Source organism: Echinicola jeungdonensis, from assembly GCF_030409905.1.
GTDB classification, from domain to species: domain Bacteria; phylum Bacteroidota; class Bacteroidia; order Cytophagales; family Cyclobacteriaceae; genus Echinicola; species Echinicola jeungdonensis.
The window spans coordinates 1,609,178-1,635,059 of record NZ_JAUFQT010000001.1; the positions used below are offsets into that span (position 1 = coordinate 1,609,178).

General features: G+C 38.8%; 28 protein-coding genes. 15 read left to right on the forward strand and 13 right to left on the reverse strand.

Going from position 1 to position 25,882, the window contains the following annotated elements:
* The first annotated feature begins 9 nt into the window (after nt 1-9).
* Nucleotides 10-651: an AlbA family DNA-binding domain-containing protein gene (locus tag QWY93_RS06810; RefSeq protein ID WP_290247421.1), complete on the forward strand. Its 642-nt coding sequence runs from the start codon at nt 10-12 to the stop codon at nt 649-651.
* Here QWY93_RS06810 and QWY93_RS06815 read toward each other — a convergent pair.
* The gene (locus tag QWY93_RS06815; protein ID WP_290247422.1) at nt 635-1,144 is read right to left on the reverse strand and encodes a regulatory protein RecX; all 510 of its coding nucleotides are present in this window, start codon (nt 1,142-1,144) and stop codon (nt 635-637) included. The genes QWY93_RS06810 and QWY93_RS06815 overlap by 17 nt on opposite strands.
* 97 nt (nt 1,145-1,241) lie before the next feature.
* Between QWY93_RS06815 and tpiA the strand changes: the two genes are divergently transcribed.
* The gene (gene tpiA, locus QWY93_RS06820) at nt 1,242-2,003 is read left to right on the forward strand and encodes a triose-phosphate isomerase (protein WP_290247423.1); all 762 of its coding nucleotides are present in this window, start codon (nt 1,242-1,244) and stop codon (nt 2,001-2,003) included.
* Nucleotides 2,004-2,089: 86 nt separating this feature from the next.
* Nucleotides 2,090-2,920: a 50S ribosomal protein L11 methyltransferase gene (prmA, locus tag QWY93_RS06825; RefSeq protein WP_290247424.1), complete on the forward strand. Its 831-nt coding sequence runs from the start codon at nt 2,090-2,092 to the stop codon at nt 2,918-2,920.
* Nucleotides 2,921-3,227: 307 nt separating this feature from the next.
* Here prmA and QWY93_RS06830 read toward each other — a convergent pair whose 3' ends face one another.
* A complete protein-coding gene (locus QWY93_RS06830; RefSeq protein ID WP_290247425.1) occupies nt 3,228-3,560 on the reverse strand; it encodes a Rieske (2Fe-2S) protein in 333 nt (110 codons plus the stop codon).
* A 182-nt stretch (nt 3,561-3,742) separates the two neighbouring features.
* Between QWY93_RS06830 and QWY93_RS06835 the strand changes: the two genes are divergently transcribed.
* A complete protein-coding gene (locus QWY93_RS06835) occupies nt 3,743-4,489 on the forward strand; it encodes a DUF4488 domain-containing protein (protein ID WP_290247426.1) in 747 nt (248 codons plus the stop codon).
* Nucleotides 4,490-4,531: 42 nt separating this feature from the next.
* Here QWY93_RS06835 and QWY93_RS06840 read toward each other — a convergent pair whose 3' ends face one another.
* Nucleotides 4,532-5,611, reverse strand: coding sequence for a DUF3179 domain-containing protein (locus QWY93_RS06840; RefSeq protein ID WP_290247427.1), 1,080 nt, complete (start codon nt 5,609-5,611; stop codon nt 4,532-4,534).
* 2 nt (nt 5,612-5,613) lie between these two features.
* Entirely contained in the window at nt 5,614-6,705 is a 1,092-nt protein-coding gene (locus tag QWY93_RS06845; protein WP_290247428.1) for a transporter family protein, read from the reverse strand.
* A gap of 238 nt (nt 6,706-6,943) precedes the next feature.
* On the opposite strand from QWY93_RS06845, the gene arsM reads away from it, so the two are divergent.
* The 4 genes from arsM (at nt 6,944) to QWY93_RS06865 (ending at nt 9,388) form a co-directional block, all read left to right on the forward strand.
* Nucleotides 6,944-7,918 carry an arsenosugar biosynthesis arsenite methyltransferase ArsM gene (gene arsM / locus QWY93_RS06850; protein ID WP_290247429.1) on the forward strand — a complete coding sequence of 325 codons (975 nt, stop codon included), beginning with the start codon at nt 6,944-6,946 and terminating at the stop codon, nt 7,916-7,918.
* A gap of 47 nt (nt 7,919-7,965) precedes the next feature.
* The gene (locus tag QWY93_RS06855) at nt 7,966-8,541 is read left to right on the forward strand and encodes a sigma-70 family RNA polymerase sigma factor (RefSeq protein ID WP_290247430.1); all 576 of its coding nucleotides are present in this window, start codon (nt 7,966-7,968) and stop codon (nt 8,539-8,541) included.
* A gap of 12 nt (nt 8,542-8,553) precedes the next feature.
* Entirely contained in the window at nt 8,554-8,832 is a 279-nt protein-coding gene (locus QWY93_RS06860; protein WP_290247431.1) for a hypothetical protein, read from the forward strand.
* A gap of 127 nt (nt 8,833-8,959) precedes the next feature.
* A complete protein-coding gene (locus tag QWY93_RS06865; RefSeq protein WP_290247432.1) occupies nt 8,960-9,388 on the forward strand; it encodes a hypothetical protein in 429 nt (142 codons plus the stop codon).
* Nucleotides 9,389-9,600: 212 nt separating this feature from the next.
* On the opposite strand, the gene QWY93_RS06870 is transcribed toward QWY93_RS06865, so the two are convergent.
* The gene (locus QWY93_RS06870; RefSeq protein WP_290247433.1) at nt 9,601-10,356 is read right to left on the reverse strand and encodes a TerC family protein; all 756 of its coding nucleotides are present in this window, start codon (nt 10,354-10,356) and stop codon (nt 9,601-9,603) included.
* 139 nt (nt 10,357-10,495) lie between these two features.
* On the opposite strand from QWY93_RS06870, the gene QWY93_RS06875 reads away from it, so the two are divergent.
* Entirely contained in the window at nt 10,496-11,008 is a 513-nt protein-coding gene (locus QWY93_RS06875) for an FKBP-type peptidyl-prolyl cis-trans isomerase (protein WP_290247434.1), read from the forward strand.
* Between the two features lie 50 nt (nt 11,009-11,058).
* Here QWY93_RS06875 and QWY93_RS06880 read toward each other — a convergent pair whose 3' ends face one another.
* Together QWY93_RS06880 and QWY93_RS06885 are read right to left on the reverse strand one after the other, a co-directional pair.
* Entirely contained in the window at nt 11,059-11,364 is a 306-nt protein-coding gene (locus QWY93_RS06880) for a hypothetical protein (RefSeq protein WP_290247435.1), read from the reverse strand.
* 77 nt (nt 11,365-11,441) lie between these two features.
* Nucleotides 11,442-12,092 carry a YdeI/OmpD-associated family protein gene (locus tag QWY93_RS06885; RefSeq protein WP_290247436.1) on the reverse strand — a complete coding sequence of 217 codons (651 nt, stop codon included), beginning with the start codon at nt 12,090-12,092 and terminating at the stop codon, nt 11,442-11,444.
* Between the two features lie 223 nt (nt 12,093-12,315).
* On the opposite strand from QWY93_RS06885, the gene QWY93_RS06890 reads away from it, so the two are divergent.
* The gene (locus QWY93_RS06890; protein WP_290247437.1) at nt 12,316-13,098 is read left to right on the forward strand and encodes a hypothetical protein; all 783 of its coding nucleotides are present in this window, start codon (nt 12,316-12,318) and stop codon (nt 13,096-13,098) included.
* 402 nt (nt 13,099-13,500) lie between these two features.
* On the opposite strand, the gene QWY93_RS06895 is transcribed toward QWY93_RS06890, so the two are convergent.
* Both QWY93_RS06895 and QWY93_RS06900 read right to left on the reverse strand, forming a co-directional pair.
* A complete protein-coding gene (locus QWY93_RS06895) occupies nt 13,501-15,093 on the reverse strand; it encodes an ATP-dependent DNA helicase (protein ID WP_290247438.1) in 1,593 nt (530 codons plus the stop codon).
* A 100-nt stretch (nt 15,094-15,193) separates the two neighbouring features.
* Nucleotides 15,194-16,582 (reverse strand): MATE family efflux transporter, encoded by a 1,389-nt coding sequence (locus tag QWY93_RS06900; protein ID WP_290247439.1) that lies wholly within the window; start codon nt 16,580-16,582, stop codon nt 15,194-15,196.
* Between the two features lie 309 nt (nt 16,583-16,891).
* Here QWY93_RS06900 and QWY93_RS06905 point away from each other — a divergent pair, with 309 nt between their 5' ends.
* The 3 genes from QWY93_RS06905 to QWY93_RS06915 all read left to right on the forward strand — a co-directional run bounded on the left by QWY93_RS06905 (nt 16,892) and on the right by QWY93_RS06915 (nt 19,289).
* Nucleotides 16,892-17,245, forward strand: coding sequence for a DUF3127 domain-containing protein (locus QWY93_RS06905; protein WP_290247440.1), 354 nt, complete (start codon nt 16,892-16,894; stop codon nt 17,243-17,245).
* Nucleotides 17,246-17,330: 85 nt separating this feature from the next.
* Nucleotides 17,331-17,789 carry a hypothetical protein gene (locus QWY93_RS06910; protein ID WP_290247441.1) on the forward strand — a complete coding sequence of 153 codons (459 nt, stop codon included), beginning with the start codon at nt 17,331-17,333 and terminating at the stop codon, nt 17,787-17,789.
* A 312-nt stretch (nt 17,790-18,101) separates the two neighbouring features.
* Nucleotides 18,102-19,289: a sialidase family protein gene (locus tag QWY93_RS06915; RefSeq protein ID WP_290247442.1), complete on the forward strand. Its 1,188-nt coding sequence runs from the start codon at nt 18,102-18,104 to the stop codon at nt 19,287-19,289.
* A gap of 1,081 nt (nt 19,290-20,370) precedes the next feature.
* Here the strand turns inward: QWY93_RS06915 and purE are convergent.
* From purE to QWY93_RS06935, 4 genes are all read right to left on the reverse strand, one after another.
* Nucleotides 20,371-20,886, reverse strand: a complete 516-nt coding sequence (purE, locus tag QWY93_RS06920; protein ID WP_290247443.1) for a 5-(carboxyamino)imidazole ribonucleotide mutase — start codon at nt 20,884-20,886, stop codon at nt 20,371-20,373.
* Between the two features lie 3 nt (nt 20,887-20,889).
* Nucleotides 20,890-22,029 (reverse strand): 5-(carboxyamino)imidazole ribonucleotide synthase, encoded by a 1,140-nt coding sequence (locus QWY93_RS06925; protein ID WP_290247444.1) that lies wholly within the window; start codon nt 22,027-22,029, stop codon nt 20,890-20,892.
* Between the two features lie 95 nt (nt 22,030-22,124).
* The gene (locus tag QWY93_RS06930; protein ID WP_290247445.1) at nt 22,125-22,277 is read right to left on the reverse strand and encodes a lmo0937 family membrane protein; all 153 of its coding nucleotides are present in this window, start codon (nt 22,275-22,277) and stop codon (nt 22,125-22,127) included.
* 68 nt (nt 22,278-22,345) lie between these two features.
* Nucleotides 22,346-24,115: a MutS-related protein gene (locus QWY93_RS06935; RefSeq protein ID WP_290247446.1), complete on the reverse strand. Its 1,770-nt coding sequence runs from the start codon at nt 24,113-24,115 to the stop codon at nt 22,346-22,348.
* Between the two features lie 182 nt (nt 24,116-24,297).
* On the opposite strand from QWY93_RS06935, the gene QWY93_RS06940 reads away from it, so the two are divergent.
* Nucleotides 24,298-24,837, forward strand: a complete 540-nt coding sequence (locus QWY93_RS06940) for a methyltransferase family protein (RefSeq protein WP_290247448.1) — start codon at nt 24,298-24,300, stop codon at nt 24,835-24,837.
* Nucleotides 24,838-25,232: 395 nt separating this feature from the next.
* Nucleotides 25,233-25,835 (forward strand): DNA-3-methyladenine glycosylase I, encoded by a 603-nt coding sequence (locus QWY93_RS06945; RefSeq protein WP_290247449.1) that lies wholly within the window; start codon nt 25,233-25,235, stop codon nt 25,833-25,835.
* Nucleotides 25,836-25,882: the final 47 nt, after the last annotated feature.

A 25,882-nucleotide genomic window follows, 5' to 3' on the forward strand; every position in this document is an offset into this window, starting at 1 on the left:
AAAAAGGAAATGACACTTCGGGAGGTGACAAAACTGGCGCAGCAAGGCGAAGGGTTGCATATTGAATTCAAAAAGAAAGTGTCAAACCCTGAAAAAATAGTAAGGGAAGTCATTGCCTTGGCCAACACTGATGGTGGTTACCTGATGATCGGTGTGGATGATGACAAGACAGTGAGTGGTCATAGGTATATTGACGAAGAAGTATATGTCCTGGACAAAGCCATCAAAGACCTGATCCGTCCGATGGTCCAATATGAACAATGGATCATCCCCATCAATGAAAAGAAGGGCGTGGCTGTTTACCATTTTGAAAAAAGCCCCAAAAGACCCCATTATTTATATGAAGAAGGAAGGAAAAAATCTTTTGTCCGGGCAGATGACCGCACCATTCAGGCCAGCAGGGAAGTTTGGCAGATATTAAGAAGGCAAAAAAAGCCAAAAGATATCATCTTCAATTATGGAGAAAAAGAAACCAAGCTGATGCAAGCACTGGGGGACAAATCATCCATTACTTTAAAAGAATACTCCAAAATTGCAAAATTGCCCAGGTTTATTGCTTCCAAAACCTTGATAAGATTGGTTTTGGCTAATGTACTGGAAGTAGTTCCCCAGGAAAAGGAGGACGTGTATATGCTCAAAAATCTTCCATAACTTCCTCCAAAGCCGCTTGAACCAAATCATTTTCATATCCACGGTATAACAAAAACCGCTGAACCTTAGCTTTTCTTTTTAGGGGCTCATTGTTCGATGTGGATGCCCATTTCTTTTCGGCCAATTCCAAAAGCGTTTCCCAATATTCATCAGGGTTTATTTCTTTCATTCCTTCCTTGATGCAATTTTGGGTAAGTCGATGCTGTTGTAGGGCTTGTTGGATTTTTACCCTTCCCCATTTTTTAAGTTTAAATTTTCCCCGAACAAAGGCTTCTGCAAACCTGGATTCATTAACAAACCCTTCAGTGATCATTTCAGTAAGCAAGTCCTCCACATCACCTTTATTTAGTCCATACCCATATAACTTATCCCTTACTTCCTGCTGACTACGTTCCTGATAAGCACAAAAAGCAGCTATTTTCACCCTGGCCTGGGAAGGGCTCAGGGCTTTTTTGGGACGCTCGTTGGAATAATCTTTTCTTAGGAAGGACATTTTGATTAATTTTAGCCTCGAAACAATATTTGCCCAAAAAAATAGGGCAGTAATTATAGTTTAGATATCAAATATATTAAACCTAACACTAATTATCATGCGCAAAAAAATTGTTGCCGGAAACTGGAAAATGAACGGAACGCAGGAAGAGGGCCAAAAGCTCACTTCTGAAATTGTTAATATGGTCAAAGATGAGCCTGTAAATGATGTTACCATTGTATTGAACCCTCCATTTGTTCATGCCTCCAATGTCAAGAAATTGATCGGAGACGCTTCCAATATCTTTTTGGGCGGCCAAAATTGTTCTGACAAGGCTTCAGGTGCTTTTACTGGAGAAGTTTCCGCTCCCATCCTTGCCTCTTTTGGCGCTTCTTATGTGATCCTTGGTCATAGTGAAAGAAGAGAATATTTCAAAGAAAGCAATGAATTGCTGACTGAAAAGGTGAAACAAGCCTTGGAAAATGGATTGACCCCAATCTTTTGCTGCGGTGAACCATTGGAAATCAGAGAAGCAGGTACCCATGAAGCTTATGTAAAAGACCAATTGACAGAAAGTCTATTCGGACTGAGTGAAGCTGATTTTGAAAAAATTGTCATTGCTTATGAACCCATCTGGGCCATCGGCACAGGTAAAACCGCCACTTCTGAACAAGCTCAGGACATGCATGCAGCTATCAGAGCCCATATTGCTTCTAAATATGGTCAAGAACTTGCTGACAAAATTTCCATCCTTTATGGCGGAAGCTGCAAGCCCTCCAATGCCCAGGAAATTTTCTCCAAGCCTGATGTAGATGGCGGCCTTATCGGAGGAGCCTCCCTAAAATCCAGAGACTTTGTAGACATCATTAAGTCCTTCTAAATATTCTTTAACCCGGTTCATCTTTTGAACCGGGTTAATTTTTCTTCCTACCTTCATTTATTTAAACCATCTATTCCTCCACCATCATGGATTACCTGGAATTTAAAATCGAGTGTAAACCGGAATTTACGGAAATTCTAATTGCCGAACTGGCTGAAATTGGCTTTGATTCTTTTTTGGAAACTGATTCAGGACTGGAAGCCTATTCCCAGGAGGACCATTTTGACCGGGAAGCTTATCAAGAAATCCTGGATAGGTATCAGGAGGTTGCACAGATAAAAGTTATGGAAGGAAAAATGCCCAAGGTAAACTGGAATGAGGAATGGGAAAAACACTATGATCCCATTCAGGTGGGCAAGGAGGTTTATGTCAGGGCCTCTTTTCATCCCAGCAAAGAGGATGTCAAGCATGAAATCGTCATCAATCCAAAAATGTCCTTTGGAACCGGCCATCATGCCACTACCTATTTAATGCTTTCCCATCTGTTGGAAATAGACCATCAGGGAAAATCTGTCATTGACATTGGGGCTGGAACCGGAATTTTAGCCATCATGGCCCATAAGTTGGGGGCTAAACATATCGAAGCTTTTGATATTGACAACTGGTGCGTGGAAAATGGCAATGAGAATTTTGAACTCAATGGCATGGCCGGGGTCAAGATGGGTCATGGAACCATCAGAGAAGTCAATCCCCAAGGCCCATTTGATATTGCACTGGCCAATATCAACAAAAATGTATTGCTGGATGAAATGGAGGTATATGTTAATTTGCTTCCAACAAAAGGCTTCTTACTTCTCAGTGGTTTTTATGATCATGATATTCCAGAAATACAATTAAGAGCCGAATCCCTGGGCCTTAACCTAAAAAATCAAAAGGTTAGGGATAATTGGGCGGCTTTGGTTTTTGAGAAGGCGTAATTAGTATATCTGCACTGGTCCTAGTAGTCTCAAAGATCCAGAATAGGTCAACGAATTACACTAATTTGCGTGAATTTGATGGATTTCCAATTTTAAAAATGATTTCCTCCTTCATGTTTTCATTCGGACTATACTTGGGATGATCAGATAAGGGAGGTTTGAATACTAAAACAGTAGCCAAATTAATATTTTGTTCAGTTAGCAGTCTTCTCTTTGTATCCCGAACCTGGTACCTTGTACCCACTGACTTATTTATAATACCCTACCTTCCTCATCTCAACCTGATTTTTTTATTAACGTTACTCCCCTACTCTTCGCCAATAAAAATCTCCAAGCCACTATCCGTCAATTTGGTTGGAAAAATATCCAAATCCCGGCAACTTCCCCCGGATGCCAATTGGCCGGATTGAAGGGCAAAGCGGTAATGGTGCAAAGGACAAACTAATTCCAAATTTCCATTGATATGTCCGTCCCGAAGTGCTGCACCCCGATGCGGGCAAAAGGGCTCAAAGGCAAAAACCTTTTCCTCTATCCGGACCAAGCATATTTTGTTATCCCCCAATTTGGCCATTTGAATGGCATTTTCCGGCAACATACCCAAAACTGCTTCCTTGGTTTTTCCCAGAACAAATTTTTTCATAGACAATATTTCGTTTTCCTTTCTTTTGATTTATAATTCCAGGAATGCATAAAATCACCAAAATTCCCAAATTATTCTAATTTATGGGCCATTAATAAAAAATTAAGGATAAAGAAAAAATAATAAGTACCCTACCTTCTTTGAAATTTGTAAATTGAAACTTTCAACCAAAGGGAAATGCCATGAAAAATTTATTATTCCTTCCATTTATGATGATTGTATTTGGAGTTTTTGCTCAAGACCTGGAAGGAGCCTGGAAACTCACCCATCTCAACGGGGAGCCTGTCAAAGACCGGGAATGCGTAAAAATCTACCAGGATGGATATTTTGCCTTTGGGATTAAAACTTCAGATAACAATCATTTTTTAAATGCTGGTGGCGGATTATATTCGATCGAAGGGGAAGAATATAAGGAAACTTTTGATTTTTATACAGAAAATCCGGAATTGGTTGGCTCCACTCAGGATTACACTATGGACTTTGTGGATGAAAAATTGGTTTTATCCAGTCGAAGAATGGGAAAAAATTATATTGAGATTTGGGAAAAAATCTCAGAAAGAGAAGACCCTCTGGATGGCACTTGGGTAATTACTGGCAGGAAAAGGGACGGAGAAATCCAAACCATGACTCCCGGAGACCGACGAACCATTAAAATCCTGGGAGGAGGTAGATTCCAATGGATCGCTTTTAATTCTGCAACCGGTGAATTCAGCGGAACAGGTGGGGGAAATTATACAGCTCAAAACGGGAAATATACCGAATACATTGAATTTTTCAGCAAGGATGACAGCAGGGTGGGTGCTTCCTTAGGCTTCAATTATGAAATCAAAAACGGAGATTGGCATCACATGGGCTTAAGTTCTAAGGGGGACCCCATTTATGAGATTTGGTCCGATTACCGGAAAACTTACCTGGAAAAACAGAAATAAAAAGCCTCAAAAAGGGTAATGCTTCAAAAGGTTTTTTAAATTTTACTGGAACAATTCTACTTTATAAAATGGGGCCCAGGCAAACCAATATCCTATCATTTGAGGCATAGCCTTTAATCTTTCACCTTCTCTGGGCCCAGATACTGCTCTTCCCATGATATCCCATTGATTTCCTTCCTGGTCTTTTAAAATGGTGGCCCCTTTATTTTCTACTACCTCAAAATCCAATAATGTCCCATCCGGAAGCTTCCTATTAAATGCCACTATAAAGTTTTTAGTTTTATTGCCAACTATTACCAAATCATTAGTTCCAAACTGATCCAAGATCAAAGAATTGACCTCTCCAAACATTTCAATTCTGTAGGCCTTTACTGAATTTTCATGGATAATTCCTAAAACTCTTTCTTTTGGATGCAATCTATTGTCCCTTTTACTTACAGGAAAAAGGATAGTTTCATTTGTTCGGTAACTGCCATAAGGGTAAAAACCATAATTCCGGTTGTGTCCGGTAATAGTCGAGACAACTTTAGTTTGGGGAAACATTTCCCGCCAGTTTTTCCAGCTTGTTTCCACCAAATTAATGGTTTTTGGATTTTGGCCAGCCAAATCTCCATTTACTGCCTTTAGCAATATTTGGGACCAATTTGTGTCTGTAGCCCTATCATAGGGAATGATATTGGTATTATATAACAAACCTGAAACCCCAAAAGTGGTTTTCCCTTTCCCAATATTTCTATCCCAAGCTATTCCTGTTCCGGTTAGGGGGCAATAAATAACTGCCATTGAAATCTCATTGATGTCGTCATTGATGATTTCATGCCAATCAAGAATCCTGTGAGGATAAGCCTTTGCCTCATTAAGATCCACATAACCCAACACTAAATCCTCGTCACTTAAGTAAATAGCTTCAGATGCTGAAATGAAATTGGGATTGGTCAAGGCGGGAATTCCATCCTTTCCTGGCCCTCCATCAAATACCTCCTTGATTGGTATTAGCCAAGTAGTATCTTGTTTTGTTCCTCCAATCCCTCCTATGCTATTGGGACTATCGCCTTCAGTACATCCGGAAGAACACATTAACACCAACCAAACACTTGAAATTATTTTTTTTAAATTTTTCATAGCTACTCTAATTTAAACTTGTTCTTCCCCGCATCATTCCATGAAAATTGATAAAACAAGGATATATTATATTTATAAGTAGTTGTTAATTGAGTTCCTTTTAGATTTCGGTAAACTGGCAGGTCAACAGAAGCCCTAAGTGCAATATTTGGATGAAAACTTATATTCAAACCTGGGATAAGGTATCCCCATTTTCCTCCAGAGCCCGGAAAAACATTTTCATCAATCAAATCAACGGTTTGGCTTCTATACCTACCAAAAACAAAAATATCTGTCGGCCAATGGATCAAAAAATTATAATTAAGGCCCAAATTGAACATAAATTCATCACCGAACTGATAAACCTGACTTCCGTTATAATTTTTATTTTTTCCGGATTTCCTATAGGTAATCACCTTCATCAGGCTAAGAGAAGGCACAATAAATTTGGATTTTTGGAAGAAAATCCAAAAAAATGTATCCCATGAGCCCGATCCCGGTTGCATATCCGCAACCAATGTAAGCCCTTGGTTATTTTTAAAGTTGGTCTCCCCTGTGGGAATCTTTGGGCCTATCCCAACAATCCATTGTGAATTCGCAGGTTTATTGGGGTCAAGTAAATTATATTTCAATAACAAAATCATATCTCCCCAACCCTCCGTCAAAGTAATATCTTCCTTGCCTTGAAAACCTTTAATTCTCCTTTCTTGTCGGACATATGGGAATACACCAGTAATAGCAAAACGTTCGCTAATACCGTAATTAATTTCTAAAAGTGTTGATGTGGTAAATCGGCTCCGTGAATTATCATCCAGTAAAATCCTGAAATCCATCAGGTCCTTTAAAACATTCCTATCATAAGTCAGGAGAAATTGCAAGGATTTATCTTCTGCCGTTCCCAAACCAAGGGTACCTCCTAACGGAACACCCCCGGAACAACAAGCCTGGCCCAATAAATTGAAAGGCAAAAGGGTAAGAAACAGCAATAAAAGGAATAGGCCTATATTATTACACTTTCCTTTCATCTTTGTTTGTTCTTTTCCAAATTTCCATTTTTGTGAATTCATCATTTTATCCACCACCTCCTTGCACCAAACCTTAAGGTGAAATTCCATCGGGATATTTAACAATAGAATAGACGCTGGTACCCAGAATTCCTGACAGGGATTTTTAGCTCACTTTTATCGGTTTATCGGGAAATTCCATAAATTATCAGAAGACTATCATATTGATAGGGAATTCTGTATTTTGAAACTTATTGTTGTTTTCAGATTTTAATTAGAAAAAGATCCATATCCCTATTTCCCTTTACTCCTATTATTGGGATTCCCCTTGTCCTTTATAAAACTTCATATGAACAATTATTTAGAAAGCACCCATAACCTTTATAAAAAAGCAGCCAAGGAACCAATGCTGGGATTATGTTGCACAACAAACCCAGTATGGAATTTGCCTGGGCTTCATGTTCCGAAAATAATGCAAGAAATGAACTACGGATGTGGAACTACCGTCCACCCCCATGACCTCTCCAATAATCCAATTGTTTTGTATATAGGAATAGGGGGAGGGATGGAGCTTCTCCAGTTCGCTTATTTTACCCGCCAAAAAGCTAGTGTAATTGGTTTGGATGTTTTAGATGAGATGATTGAAGTGGCACATCATAATTTGGTGGAAGCAGAAAAATCCAACCCATGGTTTCAAAAGGAATTTATTTCTTTATTAAAGGGAGATGCTTTGTCTTTACCCCTGGCTGATCAAAGTGTAGATGTGACGGCGCAAAATTGCCTTTTTAATATTTTCAAAGAAAAAGAATTGGAAAAGGCAATTTCTGAGGCATACAGGGTGCTTAAACCAGGAGGAAGGTTAGTGCTTTCCGACCCTGTTTGTGATCAGCACATCCCTGAGGAATTAAGAAATAATGATGAACTTAGAGCTCAATGTATAAGTGGAGCAATTCCTATAAAGGATTATCTAAAACTGTTAACAGATCAAGGTTTTGGTACCATAGAAGTGAGGGCTAGACGGCCTTACCGGATATTGGCCTCAACCCATTTTCCTGAGGTAAAAAATGATATAATAATCGAAAGTCTTGAAATCTGTGCCATAAAAGACCCCATCCCAAAGGATGGTCCCTGCATTTTTACAGGAAAATCTGCTATATACCATGGTGAAGGAGAGTATTTCGATGATGAAAAGGGGCATATTTTATTTTACAATCAGCCATTAGCTATTTGTGATAAAACGGCGGAAGCCTTGAAAGGGCTTGAAAGAAAGGACATCTTCATAAGTGATTCTAGTTGGCATTATTCCGGAGGTGGATGTTGTTAAATTCTTTAATTTAATTCATTAGCAGTATATGAAAATAAATTAGTCACATGGACCAAAGGAAAATTTTTGAAAATTGGGTGAATGAGTATGAGAATGAGTTATATTCTTGGGCTTTTTATAAAACTTCTGAAAGGGAAGTTTCAGAAGATTTGGTGCAAGACACCTTTCTTTCTGCTTACAGGTCTTATAATTCGTTTAAAGGTAATAGCTCTCCTAAAACTTGGTTATTTAAAATTTTAAATAACAAAATCATAGATTATTATAGAAAATCCGCTCATTCCATTTTTAAGAATAAAGACCCTTCCCAAAATTTAGCCTTTCAAACTACCAATTCTTTATTTGATAATAATGGGAACTGGGAATTAAATGGATATGAAAATTTATGGGATGAAAACGAGCATTTGTTGGATAATGAAGCATTTAACAAGGTCATGGACACTTGTATGGATGATCTTCCCATTAATTGGAAAACGGCCGTTCTGATGAAATACAGATTGGAAAAAGGATACAAAGAAATTTGTCAGGAACTTAAGGTAAGCTCGTCTAATTATTGGCAAATAATCCATAGAGCAAAACTTTTCCTGAAAAAATGCATCGAGAAATATTGGTTTGATAAAATGTAAAGGGGAAGCCATATGAATAAGAAAATGAAAAAAATTTTAACTCCCATTTTCCTTCCTTGTATAAAAGCAACTGGGCTAATCGAAAAAAAAGAAATTGTTTCACTTACTAATTTGGAAAAAATTCGGTTGAAATTCCATCTTTCAATGTGTAATGCATGTAGCGCATATCAAAATCAAAGTAAAATTATTAACAAGACCATCCAAAGTTGGTTTGTTAATCACAAAAAAATTAATCATACACCTTCCAAAGTGAGAAAAGCCAGGATTCTTGAAATAATTGAAAATATATAATTTGTTTTTTGTCAGGATTAAATACCAGTCTCGTCTAATTGTCCAAAAGTGAAGGAGGCATTTTAATCCGTAATGGTTAAATAAATGTCTTCAAATCCATTTAATATGATCAATATAAAGAAAAGTTATGCGGACAATCAATTGGAAGAATGCAATTATCGCTGGTATTGCCGGTACAATTCTATTTGATGTACTAGGCTTTATTCTCACTGGACAGTGGTGGGATATTCCTAATTTACTTGGAAACAAAACAGGGTTAGGAAGTGCTTATGGTGTTTTCGGCCACTATGGTAATGGCATATTACTGGCCGTTCTTTATGCAGGAATAGCGCCATCTCTTTGGGGGCCGTATTGGCTAAGGCCCTTTATTTTCATTACTGCCCATACTATAGTTTTAGTTTGGTTATTTATGTTTCCTCTTTTAGGAGCTGGGGTAGCAGGAAGCAATGCAGGCCCAATGAAAGCCATCGGTTCTCTTTTAAGGCATTGGATTTATGTAGTCCCCTTCATTTTTCTCATTAATAAGGACTATTTGAAAATTGAGTCCAAAACCTAAAGAGATCAGCTTAAAATCTTACTGAAATATTTAAATAAGAGTTCAGGGTCAAAATTTTGACTCTGAACTCTTATTTACCAAAATTTCCATCTACCTAAAGGATAATTAAGAATAAAAAAATAAATCAGGAAAACCCGTAAAATACATCTAAGCCTTTTTTCCATTCAAAATTAATGGTCAAGGTTCAAAAGTGTACCTTCAATTGACTACTTTTATTCCCCTTCAGATTCCTTCATTCTCGGATGCAATTCCACCGGCTTTTCTGCCGATTTTTTCCGCATACGCATATTAACAAGTTCCACAGCAAGAGAGAAAAATACCGCAAAATAGATATAACCCTTTGGCACCTCCACATGGAATCCCTCTATCAAAAGCATCACGCCGATCAATATCAGAAAACTTAAAGCAAGGATCTGAAGGGTAGGATGTTTGTTGATAAAATCGCTTATTTTTCCAGCAAAGGCCATCATTATCAAAAGTGAAATCACCACCGCAATAATCATAATGATGACATGATCTACCAGTCCAACTGCGGTCAGGATACTATCAAAGGAAAAGATCATATCCAGGAGGATTATCTGAAACAAAACATTACCAAATGAAGCTCCTGAATTGGATTTCACCTTTTCAACCTCTCCTTCCATTTTATGGTGGATTTCCAAAGTGGATTTGAACAATAGGAATAAACCTCCCCCAGACAAAATTAGATCCCTGCCACTAAAGCCATGACCAAAAATGGAAAACAAGGGTTCAGTAAACTGGATGATAAAGGATATACCCAATAACAGACCCACTCTGAAAATCATGGCCAACATTAATCCCAGATTTCTGGCTTTGGCTTGTTGGTTTTCAGGAAGCTTATTGGAAACGATAGATATAAAAATGATATTATCTACCCCCAAAACGATCTCCAAAAATGTCAGGGTCAAAAGTGCTATCCAATTTTCCGATTGTAGAAAGATTTCCATAAAATAAAATATTTTTCTGGCCGGAAATTTAATAAAGCTTGACCATACAGCACCTACTGGAATTAATTTTTTAATTTTAGAGATACATTAAAAAAGGGGATTGGCCTGGATCGGAAAAAGTGAAGTTAAATAATATCAAATGAAAGCTGAAAAAAATAAAGTGGTCACTGTAGCATATGAACTACATGTTGATGATGGTGAAAGTGGAAATGTTTTTTGGGAAAGAGTAAATAAAGATCAAGCATTTCCATTTTTATTTGGAGCAGGAAACGTCCTTCCGGCTTTGGAAGAGGCCATTGCTGGCAAGTCAGTAGGGGATACCTTTGAGGTATTTATAGATTATGAGCATGCTTATGGGGATTATGATGAGAACAAGGTAACTATTGTCCCCAAAGCCAATTTTAAAGAAGAGGGCAAAAAAAACAAAGACTTGCTAAAAGTGGGAAAAGTTATCCCCATGCAGGATGAGCAGGGAAACCAATTGAGAGGAGAAATAATAAAAGTGGATTACAAAGGAGTACATATGGATTTCAATTCTCCACTGGCAGGATATGATTTATTTTTTAAAGGAGAAGTAGTTGCTATTCGTGATGCTGAACCCGAAGAGATCGAACATGGGCATGTGCACGGTCCAGGAGGGCACCATCATTAATTTTACCTATAAGGAAATCAAAAAAATAGATCTTTAGGAAAATGATTTCCTTAGGGCAATTTATGGAAAGGTGGCCCGGAAGTCATTTCCTTATTGATCACTTTTTTCAGATAGGTAAAGACAATAAAAGCAATCAAACTAAGGAAGGCTTTTCCCATAAACAAAAAGCCGGCAAACCATACCTGATCGGAATGGATCCTGTAAGGTTCATCAATAATTTTTAGGATTAAATTGACAAAATCCAATCCATTAAAGGCCAATAATCCCAATAACAAAAAAAGTACACACAACAGTGCAGCAATGCACTGCAATAAAATGATAAATATTCCCGACAATTGGTGGATAGGGTCTTTCATTTTTTAATCCAAATAAAAGCTCATTTACCTTAAATTTACCCAATTAAAATCAATACCGGTAGTGAATACCTTAGTTTTCATTTGCTTTTATTATCCTTCAAATACTTCCAATTTTTTGGTTTTCCTTCCTCCATATAATCAATGGCAGTTTTTAACCTTTTTTGCCTTGTACTTTTTGTTTTGGCCTCGGAGATCCAATCGATATATTCTTTTTGATGGGTATAGCTAAAATTCTCGAAGGATTCAAAAGCTTTGGCATTGGCAGAAAGGGCTTCCCGAAGATCTTCCGGTAATTGAAGGTCCTTCTTTTGGGCTAATTTTTTTGGAGGTTTTGCTCCTTTTTCATTGAGTTCCATGGCTTCATGCAAATAGGAAACCATCTCTTCATCAGATGGCAAATCAGCTAAAGCAGTAATCCTTCCAAGATGTCCCATCGCTGTTTCACCTAAGGCATTTTCCTGTAAAGCAGGATCCTTCATCAAGGTAGCCTTCCAAAATACAAAAGCACAATGCGCCTTAAAGGCGGCCATGCTGCACAGGATTTCATCCTTGTACATAAAATGCGGCATGCCCCACTTGATCGTTTCTTTTACCTCCGGGCACGCCTGGTGCACCAATGACCGCATATGAACCAAAAGAGGTTGTGCAAAAGAAGCAGATTTTCCAATGTATTCATCTATTCTAGGGTCATGCGAAGGGTGGAACACGGAATTTCCAGATGGTGTCATGACTTCAATCATTTGAAGATGAGGGTAATATAGGGTTGAAGTTATTGAAAAAATCTTTGGGGTGGAAAAACTTTGGTAACAAAATATCCAAAATTTATCATTTCTGAATTCTCCATTATTATTCATTTTCAAGGTTTTAGGCGCCAATAATCGTGGCTTTTTTCCTTGTTTATCGGTATATTACATGTAGGCATAGTTTTATCAACAAAAAACCCAACACACCATGAAAAAATTATTTGCTTTTATCTTTTTGGCCCTTTTTTGCGGCCAATTAATGGCCCAAGACAAATTTTATGCAATTCTGGAATTTATGGAGGTGGAAAATGATAAGGAGTTAGATTATTTGGAAACTGAAAAATTTTGGGAAAAAATCCACAAAAAAAGAATCGAAAAAGGAGATATCATTGGCTGGGACTTATGGCATTTAAAACCCGGGGGGGAAGATCAGCAGTACCAATATATGGTAGTTACCATGTTTGACAGTCCAGTTAAGATGCTGCAAGCAGGGGAAAACATTAGGGAGATGGCTTCCATGGCTTACCCGGATTTTACGGATGATATGATCCGCCAAAAATTCAATAACTCCATTACTTCAAGAGAACTATCCGAAAGATATTTTGTAGAGGTGCTTAAAGAAACTAATGGAAGTTTTGTGGCTGATATTGGATCAGTGGCGGCAATTACATTTATGCATGCCCATAAAGGCAATTTCGGAGATTATGAAAAAGCTGAAAAAGAAGTCTTTTACCCAGTTCATCAAAAAATGGTCGATAATGGTATAAAAGGTTATTGGGGACTTGGAAGAATTATTATCCCCTATGGAAGTAAAGCCAAAGCATCCCATTTGACTGTAAATATGTATAAAGATTATAGCCAATTTGTCAATAGCCTGGATACTGGTTGGGAAGATGTAAGTGATGAAACCAAAATGAAAGCTGAGGAAGGCAGAAAAACCAGAGATTTAAACTGGGTTTACCTTGGCAAATTAATCAGGATGGTAAGGTAATCCGAATAATTATATGTAAATTATAAGTATCCCAGAATCAAGTAATTTATTCAGCTAATCCTTCCGGTCAGAGACAGGGGCCGGAAGGAATGCTGAATTTTTTTTGTAAAACTTGGTAGGGAGATGGATCACTCCAATAACCTTTGGGGAGAGTAATAATTACCCTGTAAGAAAAAATGGGCTGGTCGGGATTTGAAATCCCGACCTACCGATATCAGGGAATCTGCAATCTTCTAACCGAAACATAGATTTGGTTTTTAGTGGTACCAAATGAAACCAAAAATGTATTAGGAAGATTTTATCCGCCCCAACTTTTCCGGTTGATCCGTGGGGATGAAAACCCTATCAATTTTTTTATAAGAAAGTCTTGATTGCAAATCAGGACCATCTTCAGGATACACCTTAATCCCTCCGGGTATAATAACGGTCCTCCAGCTTTTCTTTTATCCTCAAAAATTGTTGCCATTTAGGGTATTTTGTCACATCATGGATGGCCTGGACCTCCTTAAAGATTCTTTCAGCCAAATCATAATCACCCTTTCTAAACGCCTTAAAAGCATGTCTCATCACCGCCATGGCCCTGGCCTCCTCCAATTCTTTTTCTATTTGGTCAGTAGCAGAACGATGATGGCTGAATTCAATGCATTCAGGGCTAACTTTCACACTGGAAAAAGGAATCGGTGTCTTCAACACCATACCTTTCAAGGAAGTACAGCGACTGAGGGCAACATAGGCCTGTCCAGCTTCAAATGAACGATGAATATCCAAGATGGCCCTGTCAAATGTCAAGCCCTGACTTTTATGAACCGTGATGGCCCAAGCTAATTTTAGGGGAAACTGGGTAAAGGTGCCTATCACCTTGGCTTCCAAATGTTGCTTTTCCTCATCATATTCATATTCCACATTTTCCCATACCTCTCGCTCCACTTCGTAAAGGAACCCTTTTCGGTCCTCCACTAAAATTTTGTTTTTTTCTAATTCAGCCACCTTGCCTATCATCCCGTTATAATATTTTTCTTCCCCGTTATTTCGCATAAAAATCACCTGGGCACCAATCTTAAGGGTCAGGTCAATAGGGTCAAATGGTGCCATATTTAAGGGGAAATTATCTTTGATCTCAGCTTTATAAATCCGTGGCTCTTTGCGAATTTCTGCCAATTTTTGTTCGTTGATTTGCCCAATGGTGGCATTGTGGGTGCCAATCAAGACAAAACCCTGGTCCAAAAGATCAAAGTTATATTTCTGGGAAGTAAGATTTAGCCGGTCCAAATCCGCATAGGAATGATGATTTTCCCTGATTCGATTAAGGGTATTTTTAAAAGCCTCATCCTTTTGCCTATAAATCTTGTTAAGCCCAATGTGGATGGGATTTAATTTCTTAAATGCATGCGAACTAAAAAAATACCTTGACTCATAATGGGGGGCCAAAAACTCCCATTCCCTAGGCCTTACTACAGGAGGAAGTTGAAAGGGGTCACCGATGAAGATCATTTGAACCCCCCCAAAGGGCAAATGCATTTTTTTTCTGAAAACCCGCAACAATTGGTCTATCAGGTCCAATATTTCGACCCGAACCATTGACACTTCATCAATAACCAGTAACTGTAGGCTTTCCAAAACCTTGCGATGCTTTTTGCGGTAACGAAAATGGTCAAATATGGAATTACCTTTTTCCTTGGTCTTTACTTGCAATCTTGGATCACCAGGAAGAAAAATCTGCCGGGGGTCTATTTTAAAGAAAGAATGAATGGTTTTTCCTTTGGCATTGATGGCCGCAACTCCTGTGGGTGCTAACACAGCCATGTTTTTATTTAAGTTTATTCTCCTCAGGGTATGCAAAAAAGTAGTTTTACCTGTTCCGGCCTTTCCTGTCAAAAATAGGGACTTATCTGAAAACAAAGCCACCTCCAATGCCTGGATAAAATCCTGGTTTTGGGTATCCAATCCCTGTTGTTTAAAATCCTGATAAAGAATATTTTTTATGGAAGATGCCATAAGTTTGAATTTATATACCTGAATAAATTTCAGGATAGTTCCGGCAGGATCAATTTAATACCTGCTATATGGAAAACAAATATTACGCTGACAACAAAGCTCAACTGACCTTTTCTGATTCCTGAAAATTTCCTTTCAACCTTTTTTTCCAATAGCCCATTCTAAAATAGACAAAGGCAGCGGTGGAAGATATCCAGTTGGAGATCGGAAAAGCCCAATAAATCCCCACATGCCCCAAATCCGTATGATAGGCCAAATAATAGCCGACTGGAAACCGGATCACCCAGAGATTGAGCAGGGACACAAACATGGAGGCCTTGGTAAAACCTGCCCCATTAAAGGTCCCATTCATTACTTGTTGGACCCCTAAAAAGCCAAAACTGGGTCCCATTATTTTGATAAAAAGGGCGCCATCCTGAATTACTTTGGGTTCATTGGGCACAAAAAAACGAACCAAATCTTCTGCAAAAATAAATAATAAAATACCCACCCCGGTCAATCCAATAAAAGCCACTTTGGCACTGAGTAAACCTGTGTGCTCGGCCCTTTTGGTTTGTAAAGCGCCAATATTTTGCCCCACAAGGGAGGTGGTTGCAATAGACAAACCCAGTGCAGGAACGATCACAAAACTCAGTAAGCGGGCACCCACTCCGTAAGCGGCCACTACTTCACTGTTAAAGCTGGTCACCAAAACCACCATCATGGCCATTCCCAATGCCCTGGCAGATTGCTCTAAACTGGAAGGAATACCTAAACGGAAAAGCTCTTTAATCCATTTAAAATTAAGTTTCATTTCAGACCAGTGGATTTGGATCCCGTATTTCCCTTTCCAAAGCACATAAATCCCCACCACTGCAGATAATCCCTGGGTAATCACACTGGCTACTGCTGCCCCTGCCACTCCATAACCTGGAATGGGACCATAACCATAAATAAACAGCGGATCCAATCCCAGATTGAGCAAAACGGTAACCAAAATCACATATACAGGAAGCAAAACCTTCCCAATTCCTCGCAACAAGGATTGGAATACGAAAAATAAAAAAAGGAATACAAAGCCCAGGGAACTAACTTTAAAATAGGAAACAGCATCCTCCAAAATTTCCGGTCCGGATCCTATAAGTTTCATCAGTGGCCTTGCGGTATAAAACCCAGTCAAGGCTAAAAAAACAGACACTATAAAAACAATAAATACGGTTTGAGAGGAAATGAAATCCACCATCCTCTGGTTTTGGGAGCCTTTGTACTGTGAAACCAGGACCGTACCGGCCAATGTCAAACCCCCTCCCAGGGAAAGGATAAAAAATAGAATGGGAAAACTAATACTGACAGCAGCCACGGCATGCGCACCCAATCTCCCCAGCCAAAAGGTGTCAATTAACTGATAAGCAGTTTGGAGAACATTGGCCAGAATAATGGGGATCGCAAGACGAGTAAGGGCATGAAAGATCTTCCCTTCAGTGTATTTGCTTTCTTTAGGTAAGGTCATAAAATGAATTGCCCAAAGATAACCATTAGCAAAGAATTTACCCTTTGATCTAACTTTTACTTTTAAGCCTGGAATTTTTCTTCAAGCCAAAAACCTCCCCCCTTTGTATCCATTCTTTTCAATTAACTTCATTTGATCGACATTTCTTTTAAATTTGCTATTGTATTTCAAACACTTGTATTTAGCTCTTTTCTCTAATGCCTGGCAAGTTGGCTTTTGAAATATTTTTAGTTTATCAGGGAAGTATTTTTTAGATGCTGGGGTTTAAGTACCTTCGTGGTTCTGAAATAAATAAAACTTGAGATATACATGGAAATCAGTGGAAAAATAATCCAGGCCTTACAGGAGGTGTCCGGCAATGGCCGTAATGGTGTTTGGAGAAAAAGGGATTACATTTTGGAAACCAATGGGCAATATCCCAAAAAAGTATGCCTTACCGTATGGGGGGACAAAATTGATCAATTTGGTATGCAAGAAGGAGATGAGGTAACGGCAGGTGTAGAAGTTGAAAGCAGGGAATTTAACGGTCGTTGGTATACGGATGTGAAAGTATGGCGTGTAGATAAAAAGGGTGACAACCCAGCAGGCAATTCCGGTTCAGCACAAGCACCGGATGTAAGCACTTTTAACGACGAAAGTGGAGAAGATATTTTGCCATTTTAGTCTTTGCATCCTTTTCAAAAATAGTATATTTAAAGCGGTCTACGGGCCGCTTTTTTTATTCAGTAACCAATAAGTATATAGTATTATGTGGGATGATTTTGACGAAGAGGAAAATTGGGATGAAGGTGATGAGGATGATTTCAATAATGAACAAGAAAGGATTAAGCGGCACCCGGTCATGCGAAAAGCCCAGGATATTCTGGAACTTACCCAAGCTTTGGTGGGGGTATTGGATGAGCAAGCCAAGGAAATGTATGGCTCCTTTATGATGGAAGATGCCACTTTGATCTGTGGTAAGTTTGCCGGTGCCGAAGGAGTGGATGATTATATTCTCAAAATGGAAAATGCAGTTATCATGAAAGTGCATGCCCGGCATTTGAATTCCATGACTTATTCGGTAGCGATGGTGGATACTCATTCGGAGGAACATTTGCAATTGTTACGGGATGCTATTAATGATTTCAAAATGCTTTTTGTGGATTGGGTAAAAGACTTTGACCCCAGTAAAAAATTCGATGATGGATGGGGACTGTTTTTGGATTAGAGGAAGAAATAGAATTGGATAGGGAGAAATGGGCCCCCAGAAATCTGTACTTTTTTCAGTGGTGATTTATGAAACCTAAGTTGTACCACTTGGCTGTGCCGGGGGACTTCTGAAATTTGCAACCCTGGCTCTATAAATAATTAAAGACTTAAAGCTCAATTTCCATCGGGACGGAGGACCAACCCACAGAAAAACTAAAAACCATATTTAACAGCTTAATTCCCTCTTCTACTATTTTCTCCCAAAAAAATCAGGATAGGGCAGGATGCTCCCTTTTGCTATCATTATACTTTTGATAAAAATTAAGTTGATATGAAATTTTCTATAAAATCATTAATGCTGGTCAGTATTTTATTGAGCAGCCATCTTTTCTTAACAGCATGTGGTGGTTCCCAAGGCTCCTCCCAAGATTCCACAAATAATTCCGGTGAACACCGGGAGGGTATTGTTTTGGAGGAATTCCTATATAAAGAAGCTGACTTTCCACAATGTCACTCTGCAAGTTTGATTGAACTTGAAAATGGTGAGCTTTTGGCCACTTTTTTTGGGGGTACTAAGGAACGTCATCCCGATGTGGAAATCCGAATTGCAAGAAAAAAACCAGGTGGAGAATGGACAGACCCAGTGAGTGTGGCTGATGGTGTTCAACCTGATGGAACCCGCTTGCCCACCTGGAACCCTGTTTTGTTTCAGCCTGAGGGAGGTGATTTAATGTTATTTTATAAAATTGGACCTCACCCTAGTAAATGGTGGGGAATGGTAAAAACTTCCAAAGACGGTGGCCATACCTGGAGCGAAGCAGAAAAACTGGGAGAAGACCTGATCGGTCCTGTAAAAAATAAGCCCATCCAACTTGAGGATGGTTCCATTATAGCTGGTTCCAGCACAGAGGGTGATGGCTGGAAAGTGCATGTGGAACGAAGTACTGATGGTGGTAAAACCTGGGAAATCATTGGTCCGCTCAATGACCCAGAGAATGTAGATGCTATTCAACCTACTCTCTTAACTTATCCGAATGGAGATATTCAAATGCTTTCCAGAACACACCACAAAAAAGGAGGGTATATCTACGAAACCTGGTCAGAGGATGGAGGACTCACCTGGTCAAAAATGGAACCGACTATACTTCCCAATAATAATTCAGGTTTGGATGGGGTTACCCTGAAAGATGGCCGTCAAATTTTGGTTTACAATCATTCTACCCGTACCCAACCAAAGATGGGACATAAAGGCAGAGGCATCATAAATGTGGCTGTCAGCAAAGATGGCAAAAAATGGGATGCTGCACTTGCCCTTGATTACCTGGATGAACCTGGCAAGCAATTTTCTTACCCCGCAATAATCCAAACCTCGGATGGATTGGTGCATATCCTTTATACATGGCATAGGGTACGGGTCAAACATGTTGTAATTGATCCGGATAAATTGGAAACATTTCCTATTGAAGATGGAAAATGGCCAACCAAAAAAATCCCTTTTATTACCAGCACTGAAAAATAAAAATTACCCATATAAAAATGGAAAAAAGGTAAGCCCTACTGGTAGGGCTTACCTTTTTTGTCCCTAATTCTTCATAAGAGAATAATCTTAAGTTATTGATCCCATTGTGTAGGACCAGAACCACTTCTTATTGGAAATTCGACGTTGCAAAGGTCGAAAAGCTCTTGAATCCCGAATAGCGGGAAACACGAAAAGGATCCTTCCCAATGTGGACAAAGGTCCCTATTTGCTTTTAATTTTTGGCAAAAAAAAAGCTATGAACAAACTTCATAGCCTTTAGTCAATTAACAATAAACCCAAAATAACCTGCTGTAGGGGAAGGATTCGAACCTCCACGGGGCAGTTAGGCAAAACACGAGCTCGATATTTGCTTTATCCTGGATTCCCCACCTCTGAGACAGAGAGGCATGTCTGCCAGTTTCAACACCCTACAGTATGTAAGCTTTTAAGCGCTTTTCGCTTTGCTTTATATTACAAATGTAATACATGCTTGCTTACGTTGCAAATATAACAACAAATAAATTTATTTTTTACAGTATAATTAACAATTTAGCTAATTATTAATCAAATAAATAATTGAATATTAAAATCACCTGATCCAATTTCATTTTTAATAATTTTATAAAGCCCTAATAATCAATGAAAACAGGATTGAAAGGTTGGAAAGTGTTATTAAGTTTAAAATGTTGAAAAATTGTCCGGAGGAGATAGCTTTTTTGAAAATGTTTTAAGGTTTAATTTAAAAAGTTATTCCAACCATTTATAAGGGGCCATTCAGTTTTTTTAATCCTAATTTTATGCTACAAAATCATTAATCACTCTAAGGTAACCTATACTCCCATGTGGTTCCAACATCAATTTCCAAAACTCTTTCCAATGTGAATTCCCCAAAAAATACCTCCAATGATCATCACCAGGGCTATTCCTAGCAAAAGAAGGAAAACCCCCAGTGGCATTTCCCAATTTTCAGAACCTATCTTAAATCGAATATTTTTCTTAAAATCGATCATGGTGTAAAATAAAAAAGGACATCAGACCTAATTCAAAAAGCCCAATATCCCTTTATCAATTATTTATGGAATTAATCGTCAAGGGTTTCCTTCCAACCTTTCAGTTCTACCTCTTTAGCTGTTTCTTCCACCTTGATCCTCAAATCCTTTTTATATTTATCCATATTTTCAGCAACCCGGGCATCAAAAGCACCCACCATAGAGGCAGCCAAAATTCCTGCATTTTTGGCCCCATTGAGTGCCACGGTAGCTACTGGAATTCCTCCAGGCATCTGCAATATCGACAAAATACTGTCCCAGCCATCGATGCTGTTGGAAGACTTAATGGGAACTCCAATGACAGGAAGGGAGGTCAATGATGCCACCATTCCAGGCAAATGTGCTGCACCACCTGCTCCCGCAATGATGACCTTTACGCCTCTTTTTCTGGCATTTTCGGCATAATCAATCATCTTCATGGGTGTCCTGTGGGCCGATACGATGGTAAGTTCATAACCTACTCCCAATTCATCCAAAGCTCTGGCAGCTTCAGACATGATGGAAAGGTCCGACTTACTTCCCATAATGATTCCAACCTGTTTGCTCATTTTTTATGCTTTTATTTTAATAATATCTTTAATTTTCAGGGCTTTGTATTTCAAAGCCTCTACATTTTCCTCCAAAATAGTCACATGCCCCATTTTTCTAAAAGGTTTCGTGATTTTCTTCCCATAAAGGTGAATATAAACCCCTTTTTCATGGATGGCTTCATCCATGCCTTCCACCAATGCCTCTCCGGTGAATCCATCTTCTCCCAAAAGGTTGACCATGGCTGCAGGTGTTCTCAAATCGGTATTCCCTAATGGCATGCCCATCACTGACCGTAAATGCTGCTCAAATTGGGAAGTAAAATTGGCCTCAATGGTATGGTGACCACTGTTATGAGGTCTTGGGGCCACTTCATTGACAAGGATTTCACCGTCTTGGGTCACAAACATTTCAACTGCCAAAATGCCCACCATATCCAGTTTGGTCATTACATCTTTGGCCACCTCTATAGCTTTTTGGTTTACTTCATCAGAAATCTGGGCAGGGGCAAATAAAAACTCCACCAAATTAGCAGTAGGATGGAAGGCACATTCCACAGGAGGGAAAGCATTTAATTCACCCTGCTCATTGCGGGCTACGATGACCGAAATTTCCTTATCAAAATCCACCAGTTTTTCTACCAAACTGGGGGCTTCAAATGCTTTATCCAAATCCGCTTCAGAATGCAATACCTGCACCCCGCGTCCATCATATCCTTCTTTTCCCAATTTATTAACAGCTGGTAAAAAATCGGATTGGGCTTTTACAGCTTCCCTGTTATCCGTTAGGATAAAATCAGCCGTGGGTATCTGATGGTTCTTGTAGAACTGCTTTTGCTCCCTTTTATCCTGAATAAGTTTGATGATATGGGGTTGTGGAAAAACTTTTTTGCCCTCTTTGGCCAATTGCTCCAAGGCATCAGTATTGACATTTTCAATTTCTATGGTCAGAATGTCACAGTTTTTTCCAAACTCATAAACCGTATCAAAATCGGTCAGTTTACCCTGAGTAAATGCATGAGCAATATGACGGCAGGGAGCATGTTGGTCCGGATCCAAAATATGAATATCAATATTGTAGTTGATAGCTGATTGGATCACCATCCGGCCCAATTGGCCACCTCCTAAAATCCCTAAAGTCTTTTGCTGGTAATTCTCTTGCACTTGTTTTCCTTTTTTTGGTGAAAGATTCCCCAAAATTAAAATAAAAAACGCTATCCTTTTCAGGTATAGCGTTTTTTTCAAACCTTGAATTCAAATCAGATGGGCCTTCCTCCTATTAACCTCAATAAAACAGCAATAACTGCCAATACCAATAATATATGTATCAAGCCTCCAAGGCTATAGACAAAGGCTCCAAATATCCATCCGATCACTAAAATGATGGCAATTAAATACAATAGTGAGCTCATTTTCCTGGTTGTTTAGTGAAAACATTGATTTACAACCATTTAAGATCAATCTTTATGCCAAGAAAAATTCAATTATGAGGAATAAATCTAATCCCCATCAATTCCATAAGTTTGTGCGCATTGAAATTGGGGCAAGGACCTGGTTTGATTTTATAATCAAAGTTTATTTGGTCCTCCTGAATATCACTGTGAAAACTGAAATTGGCCAGGGATAGAATTTTTTCCTCAAGTTGGCTGAGCTCAATATCATGGGTGGAAATGATCCCTTTACAGTTGCTATCAGAGAGTTGCCTGATCAAGGCTTCACTTCCCATGACCCGGTCCGTAGTATTGGTTCCTTTCAGGATTTCGTCCAATAGAAAAAACACAGGTTCACCCTTTTCTGCAAAACTCAATAATTTTTTGATCCGCGACAATTCGGCATAAAAAGAACTTATACTCTCTCCCAGATTATCAATATTCCTCATACTGGTAAAAAGTTGAAAAGGACCACAAAGCAAATGTTTTCCCATAGGGTTGAGCCCCAAATTTACCATTACCAGATTAATGCCCAGGGTTCTCATAAAAGTGGTTTTGCCGGACATATTGGCCCCTGTAAGCAAAATAATTTTTTTATCCACCTTCATTTTAAGATCATTGCTGACACAGTGTTCCGGTTGGATCAAAGGGTGCTTGATTTGGATGGCTTCCAGAACCAGTTCATCTGTCCAATCCATTGAACCATCCAGCTTCTCTTCCCGGCTAAAGGCAGCAAGCGAAACCATTACCTGCCATTTTTCAAAAACCTCCTCCCAATTTTTGATATGGGGGGCATGTTTATCCTTCCACCTCTCCAGTCTCCAAAGCACAAAAATATCCACCCAAAATAGCAGGTTAAAAATCAAATAAATCATATTGCCACGGTTCAGCACCATAAAGCTTTGCTGTTCCAGGGATTTTAAAGCTTTGGAAGCCTTAAAGTCCATGTCAAATACCGGGCTTTGCAAGTCTTTTAAATAGAGGTTTTTAAAATCGATATGCTCAAGCTCATTGGCCCAGGCCGAAAAAGTCTTCAAATCCCCTTCATTAGGCATGGCTTTGGCAGCCATCATAAGGGGTTTAAAAACCAAACCCAAAAATCCAAAACCTATCAGGATCCAAACCCCTAAATAAGCAGAAGAAAAATCCCCTAGCAACCAGGCCATCAGAAAGAGGAGTCCTCCCATTGGGCCGATAATCATCGGAATTAGATAGCTTTTTTTCCAACTGCTCCGGGTATTTAGCCATTTATAAAAACTTCTCTTCGACTTTTCTTTTTTTATAAAAGCCTTTCCAATTGCCTCAAAATTTCTGATAAAATCCTCCTTCTCAGTCAATTCATGGATGGCCTGGTTTCTTTGCCGGGCTTTTGTCGGATTTGTGGAGGCTTTCATCCATTCTGCCAAGCGTCTTTGTCCACCCTCATTTACGGTATGATTGATCAATTGGAAAAGGGAATGTTGTCCAAAAAGATCCAGATCATCACAAAAGGGATGTTGCTTTTCTTTAAAAGTAATCCCTTGCTCAAATTCCTTTAAATCCCGTTTTTTCCTTTTCTCCTTTTGCCCTTCCATTTCCAAAAGGGCATTTAGGAAAGCTTCCTTGTCTTTTTGTTCGTTAAATAATAGGATAAAGTAGATGAATAGTGCACTCAGGGGAAAAAATAAAATTAATAGCCACCTGACCTCAGAAAGCCCTACTATCAATACTGCAGCCAATACAAAAAATACGATTAACCTGGCCAGGGCCATTCCTGCAATCTTTTGTTTACAGGCCCGCAATTCACGGGAAGGTTGGGTTGCATCAAAATCTATTGTCATGGTTTAAAGTTAATTATTCTTTCAAAAATTATTCCGCCTGGTCCTTTGTTTACTATTAAAATATACACCCTGTGCCTTCTAAGTTGGCAATATCTCCCTTATCCGTCCAATTACAAAAGGTAGTGCAAAATGTTGAATCATGAAATGCCCAAAAGTTTCGCTCAAATCACCTAATATATAATATGAAGAAGTGGATCAAAAAATATTCAAATTGGCAACATAGGCCCCTAAATGAAAAATTAAAAGGGATCCTGCTCATCCTTTTTCCACTAATATTCCTTGCGGTGGTAGTATTTGCTCCTGGTTGGTGGGCTTACTTGCATTTTAATTACCCTATTGGGATTCCTTATCTAATTGGCATTGGCTTAAGTATAATCCTTTTTTTCACGGGTTTTGGACTCTATATGTGGACCATAATATTATTTGCCCAGGCCAAAGGTAGCCAAACACCTATTTTGCCTACACAAAAATTAGTCACTACCGGCCCCTATGCCCATTCCAGAAATCCCATGGTCACCGGAACCATTCTTATGATATTGGGAATTGGAATAAGTCTGGATTCCTGGAGTTTTTTGGTCTTTGGACTAATTATTCCATCCCTTTACATATTGTACATCAAATTTGTGGAAGAAAAGGAGTTGGAAGCCCGATTTGGTGAGTCATACAAGAATTATAAAAAATCCACCCCATTTATTTTTCCCAATCTTTTTAAAGCACATTGAATTGTATTGGAAATATGTTTAAAAGTGTATTTGTTATTTAGTGACTGGGTTTCTATTGGTTTTTTTAGAAATCCGAAATGGAATCGCAGTGAGGAGTGCCCCCTTTTGAAGCTTTGCTCACAACCCAGTCCCAAAAACTCTCGGGATTCTTACTTTTTCATCAATGAAAAAAGTAAGACGAATAAATAAAATAATATTATGATCCTTAAAAGGGTAACTCTGGTTAAAAACCATTTTTTTTAATAGTTATTGCAAATAGATCTATTGGTAAGTTTCAAGCCTTCCCTATCCACCCCCAAATTATATTTGGAAATAAATAATACTTTTTTGGGGAATTAATTTCCACTTTATGTAAATTTATTTCTACTGCTTTCATATTCAAATCACCAACTACTATGGGTAAATATCAGATTGACCAAGGCAATAAATTCCGCTGTCCCTGGTGTGTAGGTTTCAAAGAATACATCAAATACCATGATGAAGAATGGGGCGTTCCGGTTTATAGCGACAGGGTTCATTTTGAATTTTTAGTTTTAGAAAGTGCCCAGGCAGGCCTGAGCTGGGCAACAATTTTAAAAAAAAGGGAAAATTACCGCAAAGCTTTTGCAGATTTCGATTACAAAAAAGTAGCCGAATTTTCTGATAGCAAAATTGATGAGCTGATGGAAGATGAAGGAATCATCAGGAACCGGCAAAAGATAGAGGCTGCTGTAAATAATGCCAGACAGTTTATGGAACTGCAAGCAAAAGTAGGCAGTTTCACTTCTTACATCTGGGATTTTGTGGACGGTAAGCCTATTGTCAACCAACTCACCAGTGTGGGGGATGCTCCTGCTTCCAGTCCCATTTCTGACCTCTTGGCCAAAGACCTCAAAGACAAAGGATTTAAATTCCTGGGAAGTACTACCCTCTACTCCCATATGCAAGCCACGGGGCTGGTCAATGACCACCTGATGCATTGCTTCCGGTACCAGGAAGTCAACCTCATGGCAAGATAAGGTTTGGAAGATTCTAAAATTAGAAGATTGAGATCAGTATTTAATTC

What these genes read in the sequence shown, in the direction of transcription:
- QWY93_RS06810 (WP_290247421.1), top strand. Translation starts at nt 10, where the DNA reads ATGACACTTCGGGAGGTGACAAAACTGGCGCAGCAAGGCGAAGGGTTG.
- QWY93_RS06815 (WP_290247422.1), bottom strand. Translation starts at nt 1,144, where the DNA reads ATGTCCTTCCTAAGAAAAGATTATTCCAACGAGCGTCCCAAAAAAGCC.
- tpiA (WP_290247423.1), top strand. Translation starts at nt 1,242, where the DNA reads ATGCGCAAAAAAATTGTTGCCGGAAACTGGAAAATGAACGGAACGCAG.
- prmA (WP_290247424.1), top strand. Translation starts at nt 2,090, where the DNA reads ATGGATTACCTGGAATTTAAAATCGAGTGTAAACCGGAATTTACGGAA.
- QWY93_RS06830 (WP_290247425.1), bottom strand. Translation starts at nt 3,560, where the DNA reads ATGAAAAAATTTGTTCTGGGAAAAACCAAGGAAGCAGTTTTGGGTATG.
- QWY93_RS06835 (WP_290247426.1), top strand. Translation starts at nt 3,743, where the DNA reads ATGAAAAATTTATTATTCCTTCCATTTATGATGATTGTATTTGGAGTT.
- QWY93_RS06840 (WP_290247427.1), bottom strand. Translation starts at nt 5,611, where the DNA reads ATGAAAAATTTAAAAAAAATAATTTCAAGTGTTTGGTTGGTGTTAATG.
- QWY93_RS06845 (WP_290247428.1), bottom strand. Translation starts at nt 6,705, where the DNA reads ATGGAATTTCACCTTAAGGTTTGGTGCAAGGAGGTGGTGGATAAAATG.
- arsM (WP_290247429.1), top strand. Translation starts at nt 6,944, where the DNA reads ATGAACAATTATTTAGAAAGCACCCATAACCTTTATAAAAAAGCAGCC.
- QWY93_RS06855 (WP_290247430.1), top strand. Translation starts at nt 7,966, where the DNA reads ATGGACCAAAGGAAAATTTTTGAAAATTGGGTGAATGAGTATGAGAAT.
- QWY93_RS06860 (WP_290247431.1), top strand. Translation starts at nt 8,554, where the DNA reads ATGAATAAGAAAATGAAAAAAATTTTAACTCCCATTTTCCTTCCTTGT.
- QWY93_RS06865 (WP_290247432.1), top strand. Translation starts at nt 8,960, where the DNA reads ATGCGGACAATCAATTGGAAGAATGCAATTATCGCTGGTATTGCCGGT.
- QWY93_RS06870 (WP_290247433.1), bottom strand. Translation starts at nt 10,356, where the DNA reads ATGGAAATCTTTCTACAATCGGAAAATTGGATAGCACTTTTGACCCTG.
- QWY93_RS06875 (WP_290247434.1), top strand. Translation starts at nt 10,496, where the DNA reads ATGAAAGCTGAAAAAAATAAAGTGGTCACTGTAGCATATGAACTACAT.
- QWY93_RS06880 (WP_290247435.1), bottom strand. Translation starts at nt 11,364, where the DNA reads ATGAAAGACCCTATCCACCAATTGTCGGGAATATTTATCATTTTATTG.
- QWY93_RS06885 (WP_290247436.1), bottom strand. Translation starts at nt 12,092, where the DNA reads ATGACACCATCTGGAAATTCCGTGTTCCACCCTTCGCATGACCCTAGA.
- QWY93_RS06890 (WP_290247437.1), top strand. Translation starts at nt 12,316, where the DNA reads ATGAAAAAATTATTTGCTTTTATCTTTTTGGCCCTTTTTTGCGGCCAA.
- QWY93_RS06895 (WP_290247438.1), bottom strand. Translation starts at nt 15,093, where the DNA reads ATGGCATCTTCCATAAAAAATATTCTTTATCAGGATTTTAAACAACAG.
- QWY93_RS06900 (WP_290247439.1), bottom strand. Translation starts at nt 16,582, where the DNA reads ATGACCTTACCTAAAGAAAGCAAATACACTGAAGGGAAGATCTTTCAT.
- QWY93_RS06905 (WP_290247440.1), top strand. Translation starts at nt 16,892, where the DNA reads ATGGAAATCAGTGGAAAAATAATCCAGGCCTTACAGGAGGTGTCCGGC.
- QWY93_RS06910 (WP_290247441.1), top strand. Translation starts at nt 17,331, where the DNA reads ATGTGGGATGATTTTGACGAAGAGGAAAATTGGGATGAAGGTGATGAG.
- QWY93_RS06915 (WP_290247442.1), top strand. Translation starts at nt 18,102, where the DNA reads ATGAAATTTTCTATAAAATCATTAATGCTGGTCAGTATTTTATTGAGC.
- purE (WP_290247443.1), bottom strand. Translation starts at nt 20,886, where the DNA reads ATGAGCAAACAGGTTGGAATCATTATGGGAAGTAAGTCGGACCTTTCC.
- QWY93_RS06930 (WP_290247445.1), bottom strand. Translation starts at nt 22,277, where the DNA reads ATGAGCTCACTATTGTATTTAATTGCCATCATTTTAGTGATCGGATGG.
- QWY93_RS06935 (WP_290247446.1), bottom strand. Translation starts at nt 24,115, where the DNA reads ATGACAATAGATTTTGATGCAACCCAACCTTCCCGTGAATTGCGGGCC.
- QWY93_RS06940 (WP_290247448.1), top strand. Translation starts at nt 24,298, where the DNA reads ATGAAGAAGTGGATCAAAAAATATTCAAATTGGCAACATAGGCCCCTA.
- QWY93_RS06945 (WP_290247449.1), top strand. Translation starts at nt 25,233, where the DNA reads ATGGGTAAATATCAGATTGACCAAGGCAATAAATTCCGCTGTCCCTGG.